The organism is Alkalihalophilus pseudofirmus, assembly GCF_029094545.1.
GTDB lineage: Bacteria > Bacillota > Bacilli > Bacillales > Bacillaceae_D > Alkalihalophilus > Alkalihalophilus pseudofirmus.
In genome coordinates this window covers 3,119,577-3,133,659 of sequence record NZ_CP117835.1, presented here as the reverse complement: position 1 = coordinate 3,133,659, position 14,083 = coordinate 3,119,577, and the positions used below count along the sequence as shown (strand labels likewise).

The following is a 14,083-nucleotide window of genomic DNA, read 5'->3' as shown; positions in this document are numbered from 1 at the left end:
CGTATGGGTGATTAGGGTATTGATTCGGAACTAGGAAATTTGGAGGTGTATGCGGATGGTCGCAGAAAAGACAAAACGACGAATTCCGCTTCTGCCTTTACGCGGGCTGCTCGTCTTTCCATCGATGGTTCTGCATTTAGATGTAGGACGGGCGAAGTCGGTACAGGCATTAGAATTTGCAATGAATGAAGATGAAGAGATCCTTTTATCTACTCAAAAGGAAATTTCAATTGATGAGCCGACTGAAGATGAGATTTATTCAATCGGGACGATCGCTAAAATCAAACAGCTGTTAAAGCTTCCAAATGGTACGGTTCGTATTCACGTAGAAGGACTTTACCGGGCTGAAATTGAACAGTATGTAGAAAACGCGGAATTTCTTGAAGTAGATATTTCTCCATTAACAGAAGAACAAAAAGAGCGTACAACAGAAACGCAAGCGATTATGCGAAGCTTGTTAGAGATGTTTGAACAATATACAAAAGTAAGTAAAAAAGTTTCTCAAGAAACACTTGCAACGGTTTCTGACATTACAGAACCACATCGCTTTGCAGATGTATTAGCATCTAATCTTCCATTGAAGCTTGCTGAAAAACAAGAACTTCTTGAGATGAATAATGTTGTTGAAAGACTTCTTCATTTAATCGATATTTTAAATAACGAACAAGAAGTGTTAGGTCTAGAGAAGAAGATCGGCCAGCGAGTGAAGAAATCAATGGAAAAGACGCAAAAGGAATATTATCTGCGTGAACAAATGAAAGCCATCCAAAAAGAACTTGGAGATCGTGAAGGACGAGGCGGAGAAGTCGCTACGCTGCGTGAGAAGATTGAAGAAGCTGAGATGCCTGAATCAGTAGAAGAAAAAGCATTAAAAGAGCTTGATCGGTATGAAAAAATGCCTGCTAATTCTGCAGAAAGCTCTGTGCTGCGAAATTATATTGAATGGCTGATTCAACTCCCATGGGTATATGAAACAGAAGACCAATTAGATGTTAACCGCGCAGAAGAGATTTTAAATGAAGATCACTACGGGCTTGAAAAAGTGAAAGAACGTGTGCTTGAATACTTAGCTGTTCAGCAATTAACGAATGAGTTAAAAGGACCAATTCTATGTTTGTCCGGCCCTCCAGGGGTAGGTAAAACGTCGTTAGCCCGCTCAATTGCACGTTCTCTTGATCGTGAATTTGTCCGAATCTCTCTAGGCGGGGTAAGGGATGAAGCAGAGATCCGCGGACATCGCCGTACATATGTGGGGGCTATGCCTGGCCGTATGATACAAGGGATGAAGAAAGCTGGGTCCATTAATCCTGTTTTCTTACTAGATGAAATAGATAAGATGGCTAATGATTTTCGTGGGGACCCTTCGTCTGCCTTGCTAGAAGTGCTGGATCCTGAACAAAATCATAATTTCAGTGATCATTATATTGAAGAGCCGTATGATCTATCTAAAGTAATGTTTGTGACAACAGCGAATAATATTGCAACGATTCCAGGACCTCTTCGTGACAGAATGGAAATGATTCATATTGCAGGATATACCGAAGTCGAAAAGATGCAAATCGCCAAAAATTATTTGCTGCCAAAACAAATGAAGGATCATGGTATTAAAAAGTCGATGATGCAAGTAAAGGATGAAGCAATTCAAAAGGTAATCCGCTATTATACCAGGGAAGCAGGGGTTCGTAATTTAGAGCGTCAGCTGGCAACCCTCTGTCGTAAAGCAGCAAAAATGATCGTAACTGGTACAAAAAAGCGTGTTATACTTACAGCTAAGACAGTAGAAGACATGTTAGGAAAACCTCGTTTTCGTTATGGTCAGGCAGAAGAAGAGGATCAAGTGGGAGCAGCTACTGGTCTGGCTTATACTTCTGCAGGAGGAGACACCCTGTCTATTGAGGTTTCATTAGCCCCAGGAAAAGGGAAGTTAACTCTGACTGGAAAATTGGGAGATGTGATGAAAGAGTCTGCTCAAGCGGCCTTTAGTTATATTCGAGCAAGATCCAAGGAGCTTGAGATCGAGCCTGACTTCCATGAGAAAAATGATATCCATATTCATGTACCTGAAGGAGCAACGCCTAAAGATGGCCCTTCAGCAGGTATAACGATGGCCACCGCTTTAATTTCTGCATTAACAGGCAGAGTGGTTAAAAAAGAAGTGGGGATGACGGGAGAAATTACGCTAAGAGGCCGTGTTTTGCCGATTGGCGGTCTAAAAGAGAAGTCAATGAGTGCTCACAGAGCAGGGCTTAAAACCATCATCATCCCAAAAGATAATGAGAAAGACTTAGAAGATGTGCCAGAGAGTGTACGTGAAGATTTAAACTATATTCTTGTAGGGCACTTAGATGACGTCTTAAAGCATGCGTTGGGAGAGAAGAAATGAAAGTAACAAAAGCAGAATTATTTACAGTCGCTGTAAAACCTGAGCAATATCCTAATACACCGTTACCGGAGATTGCTTTAGCAGGGCGTTCAAATGTAGGAAAGTCCTCTTTTATTAATAAGATGATCAACCGCAAAAGCCTTGCTCGTACATCGCAGCGGCCTGGTAAAACACAAACGTTAAATTTTTATGCGATTAATGAGCAGCTCCATTTTGTAGATGTTCCGGGATACGGGTTTGCAAAGGTGTCGAAAAAAGAACGTGAAGCATGGGGAAAGATGATTGAAACGTACATCCAGCAACGTGAACAGCTCCGCGCTGTTGTTCAGTTAATTGATGTTCGTCATAAGCCAACAGAAGATGATAAGCTCATGTATGAGTGGTTAAAGCATTTTGACATTCCCGTAATTGTCATTGCAACGAAATGCGATAAAATTCCTAAAGGCAAGTGGCAAAAGCATTTGAAGGTCATCTCAGAAGAATTGTCAAAGCATGAGGAAGACCCGCTGCTATTATTCTCATCTGAATCAGGTCATGGGAAAGAACAAGCATGGAAAACAATTATGCATTACGCAACGAGATAAAATATCAAAAGGTCTGCATCAAATTGATGCAGACCTTTTGATTTTGGTATTACTTTCGTTTTAAAATAAAGACAACGCCAAGAATAATCAGGACAAAAGGCCATAAATCTAGTAAAATGGTTGGTATTGATCCGATGGTTGATTGAGTGGTTGACTCAATAGCCTCGAGTGGGTTAAATGACATAAAACCAATGATGGCAATAACCGTGAGAAGGAGACCTGGGATCAACCCTTCTTTTTTTGTGCGGATATAGACGATTAAAAAAGAAATGCCGACAATGAGAGTATACATTCCCCAATGATCGGGCCATGATGGAAGAAGAGCTAGTCCGTGAAAATGAACCCCTAAGCCGGTTAATAAGAGGCCAGGGAATAAGGAATGAGTTTCTTTTCCGAGCGTGGCCTGCAGTAAGAAGGCAACCCCTATGATGACTAATATCGACGGCCAGCTTGCTAGCTGTTCTTTATAAGGGAATTGATATTGATTCACGAGAAAATAGAGCCCAAGTCCAATAAGTAATACTCCAGGAAAGATTCTTTTCGGCTTTACGATTCGTTGCTGCTTCATATTAAGGTCCTCCCAAAAATAATCAGTTATTAATTTGGTCACATTTCATATGTCATAAGCGGATCATTCCTATGGTAATCTGACATATAGTAACAAAGAAATGGTTATGCTAAAAGGAAAGAATTCACTAACGTGCCAGTGTCTTTATGTAATACCAACATAATAGCATAGGCTTCATGATCTGTTCACAAATTCTTTTTTGTGTGTTTAGACAGACATGTTATAATAAGTTCAGTAAAGGGTAAAGGATAAACTATTACCTAATTTGATCGATTTTTGTAAGATCCTGTAATGCTCTCACTTGAGTGTATGAAGGACATGATAGATATTAATTGAGAGATATCGAACGGTGGGGGTGTAGGAAGAATGCATATTATAGTTGTTGGTTTAAATTATAAAACAGCCCCAGTTGAGATGCGTGAGAAGTTTGCCTTTCAAGAAGCTGAAATGCCAATTGCTCTTAATCAATTACGTAATATGAAGAGTATTTTAGAGTGCACGATTATCTCTACGTGCAATCGAACGGAAATTTACGTAGTGGCTGACCAGCTTCATACAGGACGTCATTTCACGAAAACCTTCCTTGCAGATTGGTTTCAATTATCTAAAGACGAAGTGTCTCCGTATTTAGATATTCGTGAAGACCATCATGCGATTGAGCATTTATTTAGAGTCGCATGTGGACTAGATTCTATGATCTTAGGAGAAACGCAGATTCTAGGACAGGTTCGAGACAGCTTCCTCTTAGCGCAAAAAGAACAAGCAACTGGAACGATTTTTAATCATTTATTTAAGCAGGCAGTAACATTAGCCAAGCGTGCACATTCTGGTACAGAGATCGGACAACATGCAGTATCAGTCAGCTACGCAGCTGTCGAGCTTGGTAAAAATATATTCGGGGATTTTACCGGCAAGCATGTTCTTATTTTAGGGGCCGGTAAAATGAGTGAGTTAACTGCAAAGCATTTGCATGCGAACGGGGCAGAGAAGATTACGGTTATTAACCGTACAGAAGCTCGTGCCGCGGAACTTGCTGCTCGTTTTCTCGGACAAGCAAGACCTTTTGAACAGCTTCAAGAGGCGCTCGTTGATGCTGATATCTTAATCAGCTCAACGGGAGCTCGTGATTTTGTTGTGTCTAAAGACATGATGGCTCAAACATTGAAAAAGCGTAAAGGCAGTCCGCTGTTTATGGTGGATATTGCTGTTCCACGTGATCTTGATCCTGCCTTAGCAGAGCTTGATGATGTGTATTTATATGATATTGATGATCTTCAAAATATCGTAGAGGCTAACTTAGAAGAGCGTAAGCGCGAAGCTGAAAAAATTGAGCTTATGGTTGAAATGGAAATTGATGAATTTAAATCTTGGCTTAATACGTTAGGAGTTGTGCCGATTATCACGGCTCTTCGTACAAAAGCGCTTGCAGTACAAGCGGAAACGATGGAGAGTATTGAGCGCAAGCTGCCTGATTTAACAGAGCGTGAGAAGAAAGTTCTGCGTAAGCATACGAAAAGTATTGTTAATCAACTGCTAAGAGACCCTGTTACAAGAGTAAAGGAACTTGCAGGTGAGCCTGGTTCTGATGATGCGCTTGAGTTATTTACTAAGATCTTTGCGTTAGAAGATGAGCTTGAAGCTCATGAGCGTGAGGTTCGTGTGCGCGAGGCTGAGCAGCAGTGGGAAGCACAGAAGAAAGAGTATGCAGCCATTTCAAAAGAGCAAGATGCAGTCGTTCGCTCCTAATGAAAGGAGTGACCTTGGCGGATGAATTGGATTTATCCATTAACGATTGTTTTATATAGTTTAAGTGTATTTGGCTATTTTATTGATTTCTTACAGCAAAACCGGAAAGTCAATCGACTGGCTTTCTGGTTGCTTTCTATAGTATGGGTCTTGCAAACGGTGTATTTCGTGTACCGAGCATTTGAGTTAAATCGATTGCCGTTAATTACCCCGTTTGAAGGGCTCTTTTTTTATGCATGGGTTGTTGTTAGTTTATCGTTGTTAATCAACTGGTACTTTAGAGTCGATTTTCTTGTGTTCTTCACCAATGTGATTGGCTTTAGTATGATGGCATTCAGTTTATTTGTAGGAGACAGCGGGATCCCAGAATCTCTTTACACGCTGCTTGTATCTGAGCTGTTAATTATTCATATTACCATTATACTTCTGTCGTATGCAGCTTTTACTTTATCATTTGCTTTTTCTATTATGTATGTTATCCAACATCAAATGCTGAAGAAAAAACTGTGGGGAAAACGGTTAGTGCGGTTTGGTTCCTTAACAAATCTTGATACACTCGCTAATCGAATGACGATCTTTGCTTTCCCATTTTTTTTAATTGGCTTAATCCTCGGTTTTGTGTGGGCGTACAGTCAGTTTGGCTTTATTCCATTAATGGATGCAAAAGTCATCAGCTCATTGATCGTGTTAGCGGCTTATGCGGTTTATCTCTATCAGCGAGCTGTTCACTACGTGCGAGGATACAATATGGCATTGCTAAATATAGCATGCTTTTTATTACTATTAATTAACTATTTCTTATCTGGTCAATATTCAGAGTTTCATTTATGGGTGTAACTAATTTTTTACAGGTTCTGCTCATATGATCCTATCTTGATACTTGTCCGGTGTATTAATTGGAGGTTTATGAAATGCGTACGATTGTTATTGGTTCACGCCGCAGTAATTTAGCATTAACCCAAACAGATTGGGTTATCAATCAATTAAAGAAAAAAGAAGTGCCTTACAACTTTGAAGTGAAGAAGATTGTCACAAAAGGAGATCGAATTCTTGATGTGACTCTCTCAAAAGTAGGCGGAAAAGGTCTATTTGTAAAAGAGATTGAGCAGGCACTTGAAAATAAAGAGATTGACATTGCTGTACACTCTATGAAGGATGTCCCGTCTGTTATGCCAGAAGGCTTTTCATTAGCAGCAATTACTAAACGTGAAGATGCACGTGATGCATTTATTTCTCTTGATCATATTAAATTAAAAGACTTGCCTAGCGGGGCGATTGTTGGGACAAGCAGCCTTCGTCGTTCTGCTCAGTTGTTAGCAGAGCGTCCTGACCTAGAGGTGAAATGGATCAGAGGGAATGTTGAAACTCGTTTACGTAAATTAAAAGAAGAGGATTTCTCTGCAATTATTTTAGCAGCAGCTGGACTTAATCGTTTAGGCTACTCAGAGGAGCTAGTAACGGAGTATTTAGAGCCTGAAATGTGTGTACCTGCTGTAGGTCAAGGGGCACTAGGACTTGAGTGCCGCAGTGATGACCAAGAAGTGATTGAGTTAATTCAAAAGTTAAATGATGAAGCAACAGCTCTTACAGTTACAGCAGAGCGAACGTTCTTGCACAAGATGGAAGGCGGGTGCCAAGTACCGATTGCGGGATATGCAACGATGCAGGAAGGCGGGCAGGTTTCTCTTACAGCACTAGTGGGCTCGCCTGATGGTAAGACGATCCTAAAAGACACTGTAGTTGGACAGGATCCTGTCAAAGTGGGCGAAGAAGTCTCAGAGCGCCTTCTTGAAAAAGGGGCTAAAGAAATTTTAGATAAAGTAAAACGTGAGCTGGACGCATAATGACTACAAATGCACTGTCGGGTAAACATGTCCTTGTAACACGTGCAAAAGATCAAGCTGAACCATTTATTAACAAAATCGAGGAGGCAGGCGGAATTTCTCATATAATTCCGCTTCTCTTATTTCAGCCAGTCAAGAGTGATCAGCTTGAGAAAGCCATTACGTACATAAATGAATTTGATTGGCTTGTGTTTACTAGCGCGAACGGGGTACGTTTCTTCTTAGAGGAATTTAAAAAAAGGCATTTACCATCCTCATTGAAAGCACGTATTGCGGTAGTAGGTGAAAAAACAGAAGCCGTATTAGATGAATACGGATTAAAAGCAGATCTGCTGCCTGACCGTTATGTAGCAGAAGATTTAGCAGTAACATTAACCACACATATCACTGCTGGTGAGAAGATTCTAATGCCTAGAGGAAACCTAGGACGCACTCTATTGCCAAAAGAGCTCGAAAAGGCTGGGATTGAAGTTTCAGACCTTACCATATACGAAACGGTCTGTCCGCCTGAAGCTAAAGATCAGTTTAGAGCTTTTATAAAAAGCGGCCAGGCTATAGATGTCATTACGTTTACAAGCTCATCTGCGGTTAGACATTTTGCTCAGGTTCTTCTTGAGCTTAGAATAGAAGAGCCTTTTAAGGATGCTAAGATTGCTTGTATTGGTCCGATTGCAGAAAAAACGGCAACAGAGTATCATTTAAACGTAGATATAACAGCTAGTACATACACAATAGAAGGTTTAATTGAAGCGATCATTACCTATTATAAGGAGGCCAAAAAGGTATGAAGCATGTAGAATTTAATCGTCACCGCCGTCTGCGCAATTCAGATAGTGTTCGCCGCATGGTTCGAGAAACACATGTAAGAGCAGATGATCTCATTTACCCAATTTTTGTTACAGAGGGCGAAGGTGTTAAGAACGAAGTAAACTCAATGCCTGGTGTCTATCAGTGGTCACTTGATCTTGTTGATCGAGAAGTAGAGGAAGTAGCAGCCCTTGGCATCCCGTCGATCATCGTGTTTGGTGTGCCAGATGTAAAAGATGAAGTCGGCACATCTGCTTATCATGATCACGGAATCGTCCAAAAAGCGATTCGTCAAATTAAATCAAACCATCCAGATTTGACTGTCATTGCGGATACTTGTCTGTGCCAATTTACAGATCATGGCCATTGCGGAGTGATTGAAGATGGGAAGATCTTAAATGATCCAACTCTGGATTTACTAGCCAAAACGGCTGTTTCACAAGCAGAGGCAGGAGCAGATATTATTGCACCTTCTAATATGATGGACGGGTTCGTTGCAGCGATCCGCCACGGACTAGATGAAGCAGGGTACCATGATGTACCGATCATGGCTTACTCCGTTAAATACGCTTCAGCATTTTACGGACCTTTCCGTGACGCAGCTCACAGTTCACCTAAGTTCGGAGACCGTAAAACGTATCAAATGGACCCTGCAAACAGACTAGAAGCCCTGCGTGAGGCACAGTCTGATATGGAAGAAGGAGCAGATTTTCTCATTGTTAAACCGGCCCTTTCTTATTTAGATGTGATTCGTGAAGTGAAAGACCATTCAGGCTATCCTGTAGTTGCGTATAATGTTAGCGGGGAATACTCGATGGTTAAAGCAGCCAGTCAAAACGGCTGGGTGGATGAGAAAGCCATTGTTCTAGAGAAGATGATGAGCATGAAGCGTGCTGGAGCTGACCTTATTTTAACGTACCATGCAAAAGATGTGGCGGGCTGGCTTCAAGAAACGAAGTAAGCTTTGGGCGTTGGGTCAAATACGTAAAATGAAAACGTAAAAATAAAAGGTGGAATCGAAAGGAGAGATGAAAATGCGTTCGTTTAAAAAATCAGAAGCTGCATTTCAAAAAGCAAAACCATTAATGCCAGGTGGCGTAAACAGTCCTGTTCGTGCATTTAAATCAGTGAAAATGGACCCTGTTTATATGGAGAGCGGAAAAGGGTCAAAGATTTATGACATCGATGGAAATGAATACATTGATTATGTTCTTTCGTGGGGGCCGCTTATTTTAGGCCATGCAGATGAGCAAGTAGTGGAGTCGCTTAAAGCGGCTACGGAAAAAGGGACAAGCTTTGGTGCTCCGAGTGAGCTTGAAACCAAACTAGCTGAATTAGTGATTGAGCGAGTACCGTCGATTGAAGTTGTGCGTATGGTGAACTCAGGAACAGAAGCAACAATGAGTGCGCTTCGCCTTGCACGCGGCTATACAGGCCGCAACAAGATCTTGAAGTTTGTAGGCTGCTATCACGGCCACGGCGATTCCTTGTTAATTAAAGCTGGGTCGGGTGTGGCTACACTTGGTCTGCCGGATTCACCTGGAGTGCCGGAATCCGTTGCACAAAATACGTTAACGGTGCCGTATAATGATTTAGAAAGCGTGAAGTATGCGTTTGAACAATTCGGCGATGACATTGCTGGTGTAATCGTTGAGCCTGTAGCTGGCAACATGGGGGTTGTCCCTCCAGAGCCAGGATTTTTAGAATCTCTTCGTGAGATCACAGAAGAAAATGGCACGCTGTTAATTTTTGATGAAGTTATGACTGGATTCCGTGTAGGATACAACTGTGCACAAGGAGTTTTAGGCGTGACACCTGATTTAACATGCCTTGGAAAAGTTATTGGAGGCGGCCTTCCTGTAGGAGCTTACGGCGGGAAGCGAGAAATTATGGAACAAATTGCCCCGGCAGGACCAATTTATCAAGCGGGAACCCTTTCAGGAAATCCTTTAGCCATGACTGCCGGATATGAAACACTGTCACAGCTGACGCGAGAAGATTATGATCGCTTTGATGCCCTAGCAGCTAAGCTTGCAGATGGTTTATCAGAAGCAGCGACAAAACATGGCATTCCTCACTCTATTAACCGAGCGGGATCGATGGTAGGATTTTTCTTTACAGATGAGAAGGTAACGAACTTTGAAAAGGCATCCTCTTCAAACTTAGATTACTTTACTCGTTACTTCCAAGAAATGCTCAAGCAAGGCATTTCTCTTCCGCCTTCTCAATTTGAGGGTATGTTCTTATCGACAAAACATACAGATGAGGATATTGAAAAAACGATTGAAGCGGCAGAGGCAGCCTTCGCTGTCTTAAAATAATGAGAGAAGCGAATCCTTTAGCGAGGGTTCGTTTTTTTATTGACTGAAAGCTCTTCTCTTTCAAACTGTGGTCATATTTACAAAGGCTTGCTCATAAAGTGATATTGTACTGAATAGTGTAGACATAAGCGGTTGTAGATTGATCATGTTAGAGGAGGAATGTAATGTGACACAAGAACATCCAACGAAGCTATCGTTTTCAATTGAGGAATCAGTTTGGTTAAATAAAGGGCAAGAAGTACAGGAAATTGTAGGAATGTCGCTTGAACCAGATATCTCCATAGAGGAGAGGGACCATCATGTTTATATTAAAGGCGGTCTAAGGTTAGTCGGGGAGTACCATCCTGCAAAAACGGAATCAGGAATTGATCTTGAAGGGTCGATTGAAGACCAAGTTGCCTTTCGTTCTGTCGGTGATGTCTCACTGTCTGAGGATGGAACCGGGAAGATCACTCATTTCTTTCCTATTGACGTAACGATCCCAATCAGCAGAATTCATAATTTAGATGATGTCTATGTTCAAATCGATTCGTTCGATTATGATCTGCCTGAGAGAAGCTGCATTCAATTAACTGCAGATATAAGTATCAGCGGAATGAATCATCACCAAGAAGTTGCCAAAAAGAGAGAGGCTCCTCCTGCAGCACAAAAGGTAAAGAAAGAGGAAAGTGTAGATCCATCTTTTGCATTTGATGCAAAGCGAGCGGGTTCAACTGAACATTTAATTAGTCCGCCGCAATTTCACCCTGAACAACGAGCGAAACCCCCGCAAAAACAAATGTGGCAGCCATCAGCCTTCTCTCAATACGGTTATCAGCAGCCTCTGCCAACTGAGGAGGATACAGAAGAAGCAGTTGAGCCACAAGAGCGGGTTGAGGTGGAGAATCACGAAACCCGGGACTATGAACTCGATGGGCAGCTAGATGAATCGGAGTATGAGGACGCTTATGAAGAAGCTGAAGAGGAACAACGAGCAGAAGAGCAAGAAGGCGCTGACGTATATGAAGAAGAAATAGAAGTAGTAGATGAAGGGCAAGAAGATGTGGAAGAAGATATGGAAGAAGATATGGAATATAAGGTAGAAGATGATCGGCAAGATGAAGTTGAACCGGAGGCAGAAGAAAGAGTAGAAGAGGTAGAAGAAGTAGAAGAACAAGTGGTGGAAGAGGGAGAAGAAATTGAACAAGAGATAGAAGTAGAAGCGGAGGAAGAATCGGTTGGTCCTCTCACTAAAATGGCAGCAAGAGCGCCAGAGCCTGTTTATGTTGAAGCTGAAGCAGAAGCAGCAGAGGCAGAGGAAGCAGAGCAAGTTGTTGCAGCGAATAAACCGCGTGAAGAGAATGCATTGTATTTAACAAAAATGCTGACTAAAGGTGAAGAGCGCTTTTCTAAATGGAGAATGTGTATCATTCAACCGAATGAAACCATCAATACGATTGCTGACCGCTACAACATCAGTACGAGTCAAATTGCTCGCATGAATCAATTAACAGAAGAGAAAGTGGAAGAAGGTCAAATTCTCTATATTCCAACAAGCGCCAAGTCCTAAAAGGAGCTGCTATGATAGAACTTGTGGATTGGCTAAAAAAACAATATGGATTTAAGCAAGTTGAATTTATTAACGAGGCAGTCATTCTTACCGACCAAGGACGGAAGCGAATTCGTTCTTGGTCGGATTCTTCCTTACTTGACTGGCATATCAAATGGCGTGACAACTGCACCCAAACACCGCTTGTTTTATGTGATCGCATGATTCGCACCAAAGAGGAAGAAGCCTCAGCTAAATGGCGCGACCAATGGATTACTCTTCATGACGAATTAGAAGAGCCATATCCGCAGCTAGGTCATGAACAAGCATGGGGGGTATTATTTGGACTAATGATCACGAACGGCATTCAAACAAAAGGTGAACAAGCTGTTAGAAGTCCGGCTGACCAAAAAGTTGAATGGAAGGACGATCATTGGAATCCTATTCTGTTAAATGGATTAAGACAAGACATTCAAACTCATATGAGAAAGTACCATAAAGAAGCCCTAGAGCGTATAAAGAAAGCAAAGGCTATTTCGGTTAAAGTAAGCCATATTAAAAAGCCAGTCCTAGACCCTATTCATACTGCAAAGCAAGCCAGATGCATTTATGATGTTTTAATATGGCAAGGTACCAATGAAGAACCAGAATTAGGCTATCATTCTTTACGATCGTTTTTACTGCAGTGGCATAAAGAGAATGGCACTAACTCCCTTAGAGATCTCATTCATTCGATGGGACAAACAGAAGGGTTTACTAAAGATCAAGCATTGCTCCTACTTCAAGAATGTCTTGAACCCTATGAATGGGCAAGTGCAGCGAATGCGCTGATGAGCAATCGAAGTGAAAGGGAAATAGAAGAGAAACTTACACAGATGACGCTAGAATGGGATGCTGCTAAACATCTTGTCGTGATTTTAGCCAGGTGGATAGATGAACAGAAGAAGGTGGTTACATGAGGCAACAAGTTGTCAGTCCCTATGCCTCTATTTTATTTTATTACGACCTTTACCCAGATCATATTGAAGATTTCGGCAAGGTCAAAAAAGTTACCACATCTAGAGGAATATTTGCCTTGAAAGAAACAATGATGAACCGGATGGAAGCGGATGAATTTATCCATGCGATGAGAAAGCTTTCGAAATTAAATTATAAACAAGCAATCCCGATCATGCCGACAAAATACGGGGAGTATACGGTTGCCACAAATACTCATACGTATTATGTGATGCCTTGGTATGAGGGAGTAGAATATATGGGCCGGGAATCTCAAGAAGAGAAGCTCGCTACACAAATGGCTGTCATTCACCGCTTGACAGTAAAAACACAACCATTTGTAAAAGAACAAGTAGATCAGTCATTTAATGAGCTGCAAAAAAGATGGGAAATGAAGCGGCTTGAGCTGAATCGCTTTGCTGATTTTGTAGAACGAAAAAATTATATGTCGCCGTTTGAGCTGACATTTATCACTCATGCGCATATGCTCGATCAAATGGCTGTTAAAGCGAGCGAACATCTGCAAAACTGGTATGAAGCATGTCTTGAAAAAGAAAAGTACCGCACGGTTTTATGCCACGGCCGGATCTCTCGTGCACATGCCATTTTCAATATGGAAAATGAACCAACACTTATAAATTTTGAAAAGGCTAGTATCGATACGCCAGCTAGAGACCTAGCGAGCTTCTGCCGTCAAAATTTTCGTTATACGATGTGGAATGAAGATGAGGTATTAAGGTGGTTTATGAGATATGAGCGCCACCTGCCTTTACTTGATGAAGAGAAAGAGCTGCTTTGCGGGTATTTAATGTTTCCTGAACCAGTAGTGTTTGCAGTTGAATCATACATTAATAAGCGTTCTGAGCTTAGCGAGCTGCAGCATGTCCAACGTTTAGAGAAACGACTCATCTCTTTGCGCAAAGTTCAACGATTAAGCCAAAAATTAATTATTCCGCCAGAAGGAAGCTGACGTTCTCTGCCTAAGCGTAGGGAACGTTTTTTTATAAAAAAACTCTCTTATTAAGCTAGAATAACTTTAATAAGAGAGAACAATATAGAACGAACATTAATGTAAGCAAGATGACGTCAAAAGTCGTTGGAAACAGCAGAGTACGTAAAAATTGAAAGCAGATTAAAGGCAGCAATATCTGGGCAAACATCGCTCGTATTTTAAGCCACCAAGGGGGACGATGATAATGACGACGGTATTTTCGGCCCATCATGTTGAGCCCTCCTTCAATTGAACCAATCTTTGAACCAATCTTTAAATCAATCTCTCATTACTGTACTCTATGCGTATGCCGCA

The 14,083-nt window shown here is 41.5% G+C and carries 13 protein-coding genes; 11 read left to right on the top strand and 2 right to left on the bottom strand.

What is annotated here, in order from left to right:
• Positions 1-55: 55 nt before the first annotated feature.
• Together lon and yihA are read left to right on the top strand one after the other, a co-directional pair.
• Entirely contained in the window at positions 56-2,383 is a 2,328-nt protein-coding gene (gene lon / locus PQ478_RS16690; protein WP_289234915.1) for an endopeptidase La, read from the top strand.
• Positions 2,380-2,967, top strand: a complete 588-nt coding sequence (gene yihA, locus PQ478_RS16685; protein WP_022628774.1) for a ribosome biogenesis GTP-binding protein YihA/YsxC — start codon at positions 2,380-2,382, stop codon at positions 2,965-2,967. Before lon ends, yihA begins: the two co-directional genes overlap by 4 nt.
• A 49-nt stretch (positions 2,968-3,016) precedes the next feature.
• On the opposite strand, the gene PQ478_RS16680 is transcribed toward yihA, so the two are convergent.
• Positions 3,017-3,535 (bottom strand): LiaI-LiaF-like domain-containing protein, encoded by a 519-nt coding sequence (locus PQ478_RS16680; protein WP_289234914.1) that lies wholly within the window; start codon positions 3,533-3,535, stop codon positions 3,017-3,019.
• Between the two features lie 366 nt (positions 3,536-3,901).
• Here PQ478_RS16680 and hemA point away from each other — a divergent pair, with 366 nt between their 5' ends.
• From hemA to ysxE, 9 genes are all read left to right on the top strand, one after another.
• A complete protein-coding gene (hemA, locus tag PQ478_RS16675) occupies positions 3,902-5,281 on the top strand; it encodes a glutamyl-tRNA reductase (protein ID WP_012959933.1) in 1,380 nt (459 codons plus the stop codon).
• Between the two features lie 21 nt (positions 5,282-5,302).
• Complete coding sequence (locus PQ478_RS16670; RefSeq protein WP_012959932.1) at positions 5,303-6,118, top strand: cytochrome C assembly family protein; 816 nt, start codon at positions 5,303-5,305, stop codon at positions 6,116-6,118.
• Between the two features lie 74 nt (positions 6,119-6,192).
• Entirely contained in the window at positions 6,193-7,125 is a 933-nt protein-coding gene (gene hemC, locus PQ478_RS16665) for a hydroxymethylbilane synthase (protein ID WP_289234913.1), read from the top strand.
• Positions 7,125-7,913, top strand: coding sequence for a uroporphyrinogen-III synthase (locus tag PQ478_RS16660; protein WP_289234912.1), 789 nt, complete (start codon positions 7,125-7,127; stop codon positions 7,911-7,913). Before hemC ends, PQ478_RS16660 begins: the two co-directional genes overlap by 1 nt.
• Positions 7,910-8,893, top strand: coding sequence for a porphobilinogen synthase (gene hemB, locus PQ478_RS16655; protein ID WP_289234911.1), 984 nt, complete (start codon positions 7,910-7,912; stop codon positions 8,891-8,893). Before PQ478_RS16660 ends, hemB begins: the two co-directional genes overlap by 4 nt.
• 73 nt (positions 8,894-8,966) lie before the next feature.
• Entirely contained in the window at positions 8,967-10,253 is a 1,287-nt protein-coding gene (hemL, locus tag PQ478_RS16650) for a glutamate-1-semialdehyde 2,1-aminomutase (protein ID WP_012959928.1), read from the top strand.
• A gap of 166 nt (positions 10,254-10,419) precedes the next feature.
• Entirely contained in the window at positions 10,420-11,802 is a 1,383-nt protein-coding gene (gene spoVID, locus PQ478_RS16645; protein WP_289234910.1) for a stage VI sporulation protein D, read from the top strand.
• An 11-nt stretch (positions 11,803-11,813) separates the two neighbouring features.
• On the top strand, positions 11,814-12,740 hold the full coding sequence (locus tag PQ478_RS16640) for a hypothetical protein (protein WP_289234909.1): 927 nt from the start codon (positions 11,814-11,816) through the stop codon (positions 12,738-12,740).
• Entirely contained in the window at positions 12,737-13,747 is a 1,011-nt protein-coding gene (ysxE, locus tag PQ478_RS16635; protein ID WP_289234908.1) for a spore coat protein YsxE, read from the top strand. Before PQ478_RS16640 ends, ysxE begins: the two co-directional genes overlap by 4 nt.
• Positions 13,748-13,802: 55 nt before the next feature.
• Here ysxE and PQ478_RS16630 read toward each other — a convergent pair whose 3' ends face one another.
• Positions 13,803-14,000 carry a YszA family small membrane protein gene (locus tag PQ478_RS16630; protein ID WP_022628698.1) on the bottom strand — a complete coding sequence of 66 codons (198 nt, stop codon included), beginning with the start codon at positions 13,998-14,000 and terminating at the stop codon, positions 13,803-13,805.
• Positions 14,001-14,083: the final 83 nt, after the last annotated feature.

Coding starts and splice junctions, on each gene's coding strand:
- PQ478_RS16630 (WP_022628698.1), bottom strand. CDS start 14,000: ATGATGGGCCGAAAATACCGTCGTCATTATCATCGTCCCCCTTGGTGG.
- PQ478_RS16680 (WP_289234914.1), bottom strand. CDS start 3,535: ATGAAGCAGCAACGAATCGTAAAGCCGAAAAGAATCTTTCCTGGAGTA.
- hemB (WP_289234911.1), top strand. CDS start 7,910: ATGAAGCATGTAGAATTTAATCGTCACCGCCGTCTGCGCAATTCAGAT.
- PQ478_RS16640 (WP_289234909.1), top strand. CDS start 11,814: ATGATAGAACTTGTGGATTGGCTAAAAAAACAATATGGATTTAAGCAA.
- ysxE (WP_289234908.1), top strand. CDS start 12,737: ATGAGGCAACAAGTTGTCAGTCCCTATGCCTCTATTTTATTTTATTAC.
- hemL (WP_012959928.1), top strand. CDS start 8,967: ATGCGTTCGTTTAAAAAATCAGAAGCTGCATTTCAAAAAGCAAAACCA.
- PQ478_RS16670 (WP_012959932.1), top strand. CDS start 5,303: ATGAATTGGATTTATCCATTAACGATTGTTTTATATAGTTTAAGTGTA.
- hemA (WP_012959933.1), top strand. CDS start 3,902: ATGCATATTATAGTTGTTGGTTTAAATTATAAAACAGCCCCAGTTGAG.
- yihA (WP_022628774.1), top strand. CDS start 2,380: ATGAAAGTAACAAAAGCAGAATTATTTACAGTCGCTGTAAAACCTGAG.
- PQ478_RS16660 (WP_289234912.1), top strand. CDS start 7,125: ATGACTACAAATGCACTGTCGGGTAAACATGTCCTTGTAACACGTGCA.
- lon (WP_289234915.1), top strand. CDS start 56: ATGGTCGCAGAAAAGACAAAACGACGAATTCCGCTTCTGCCTTTACGC.
- hemC (WP_289234913.1), top strand. CDS start 6,193: ATGCGTACGATTGTTATTGGTTCACGCCGCAGTAATTTAGCATTAACC.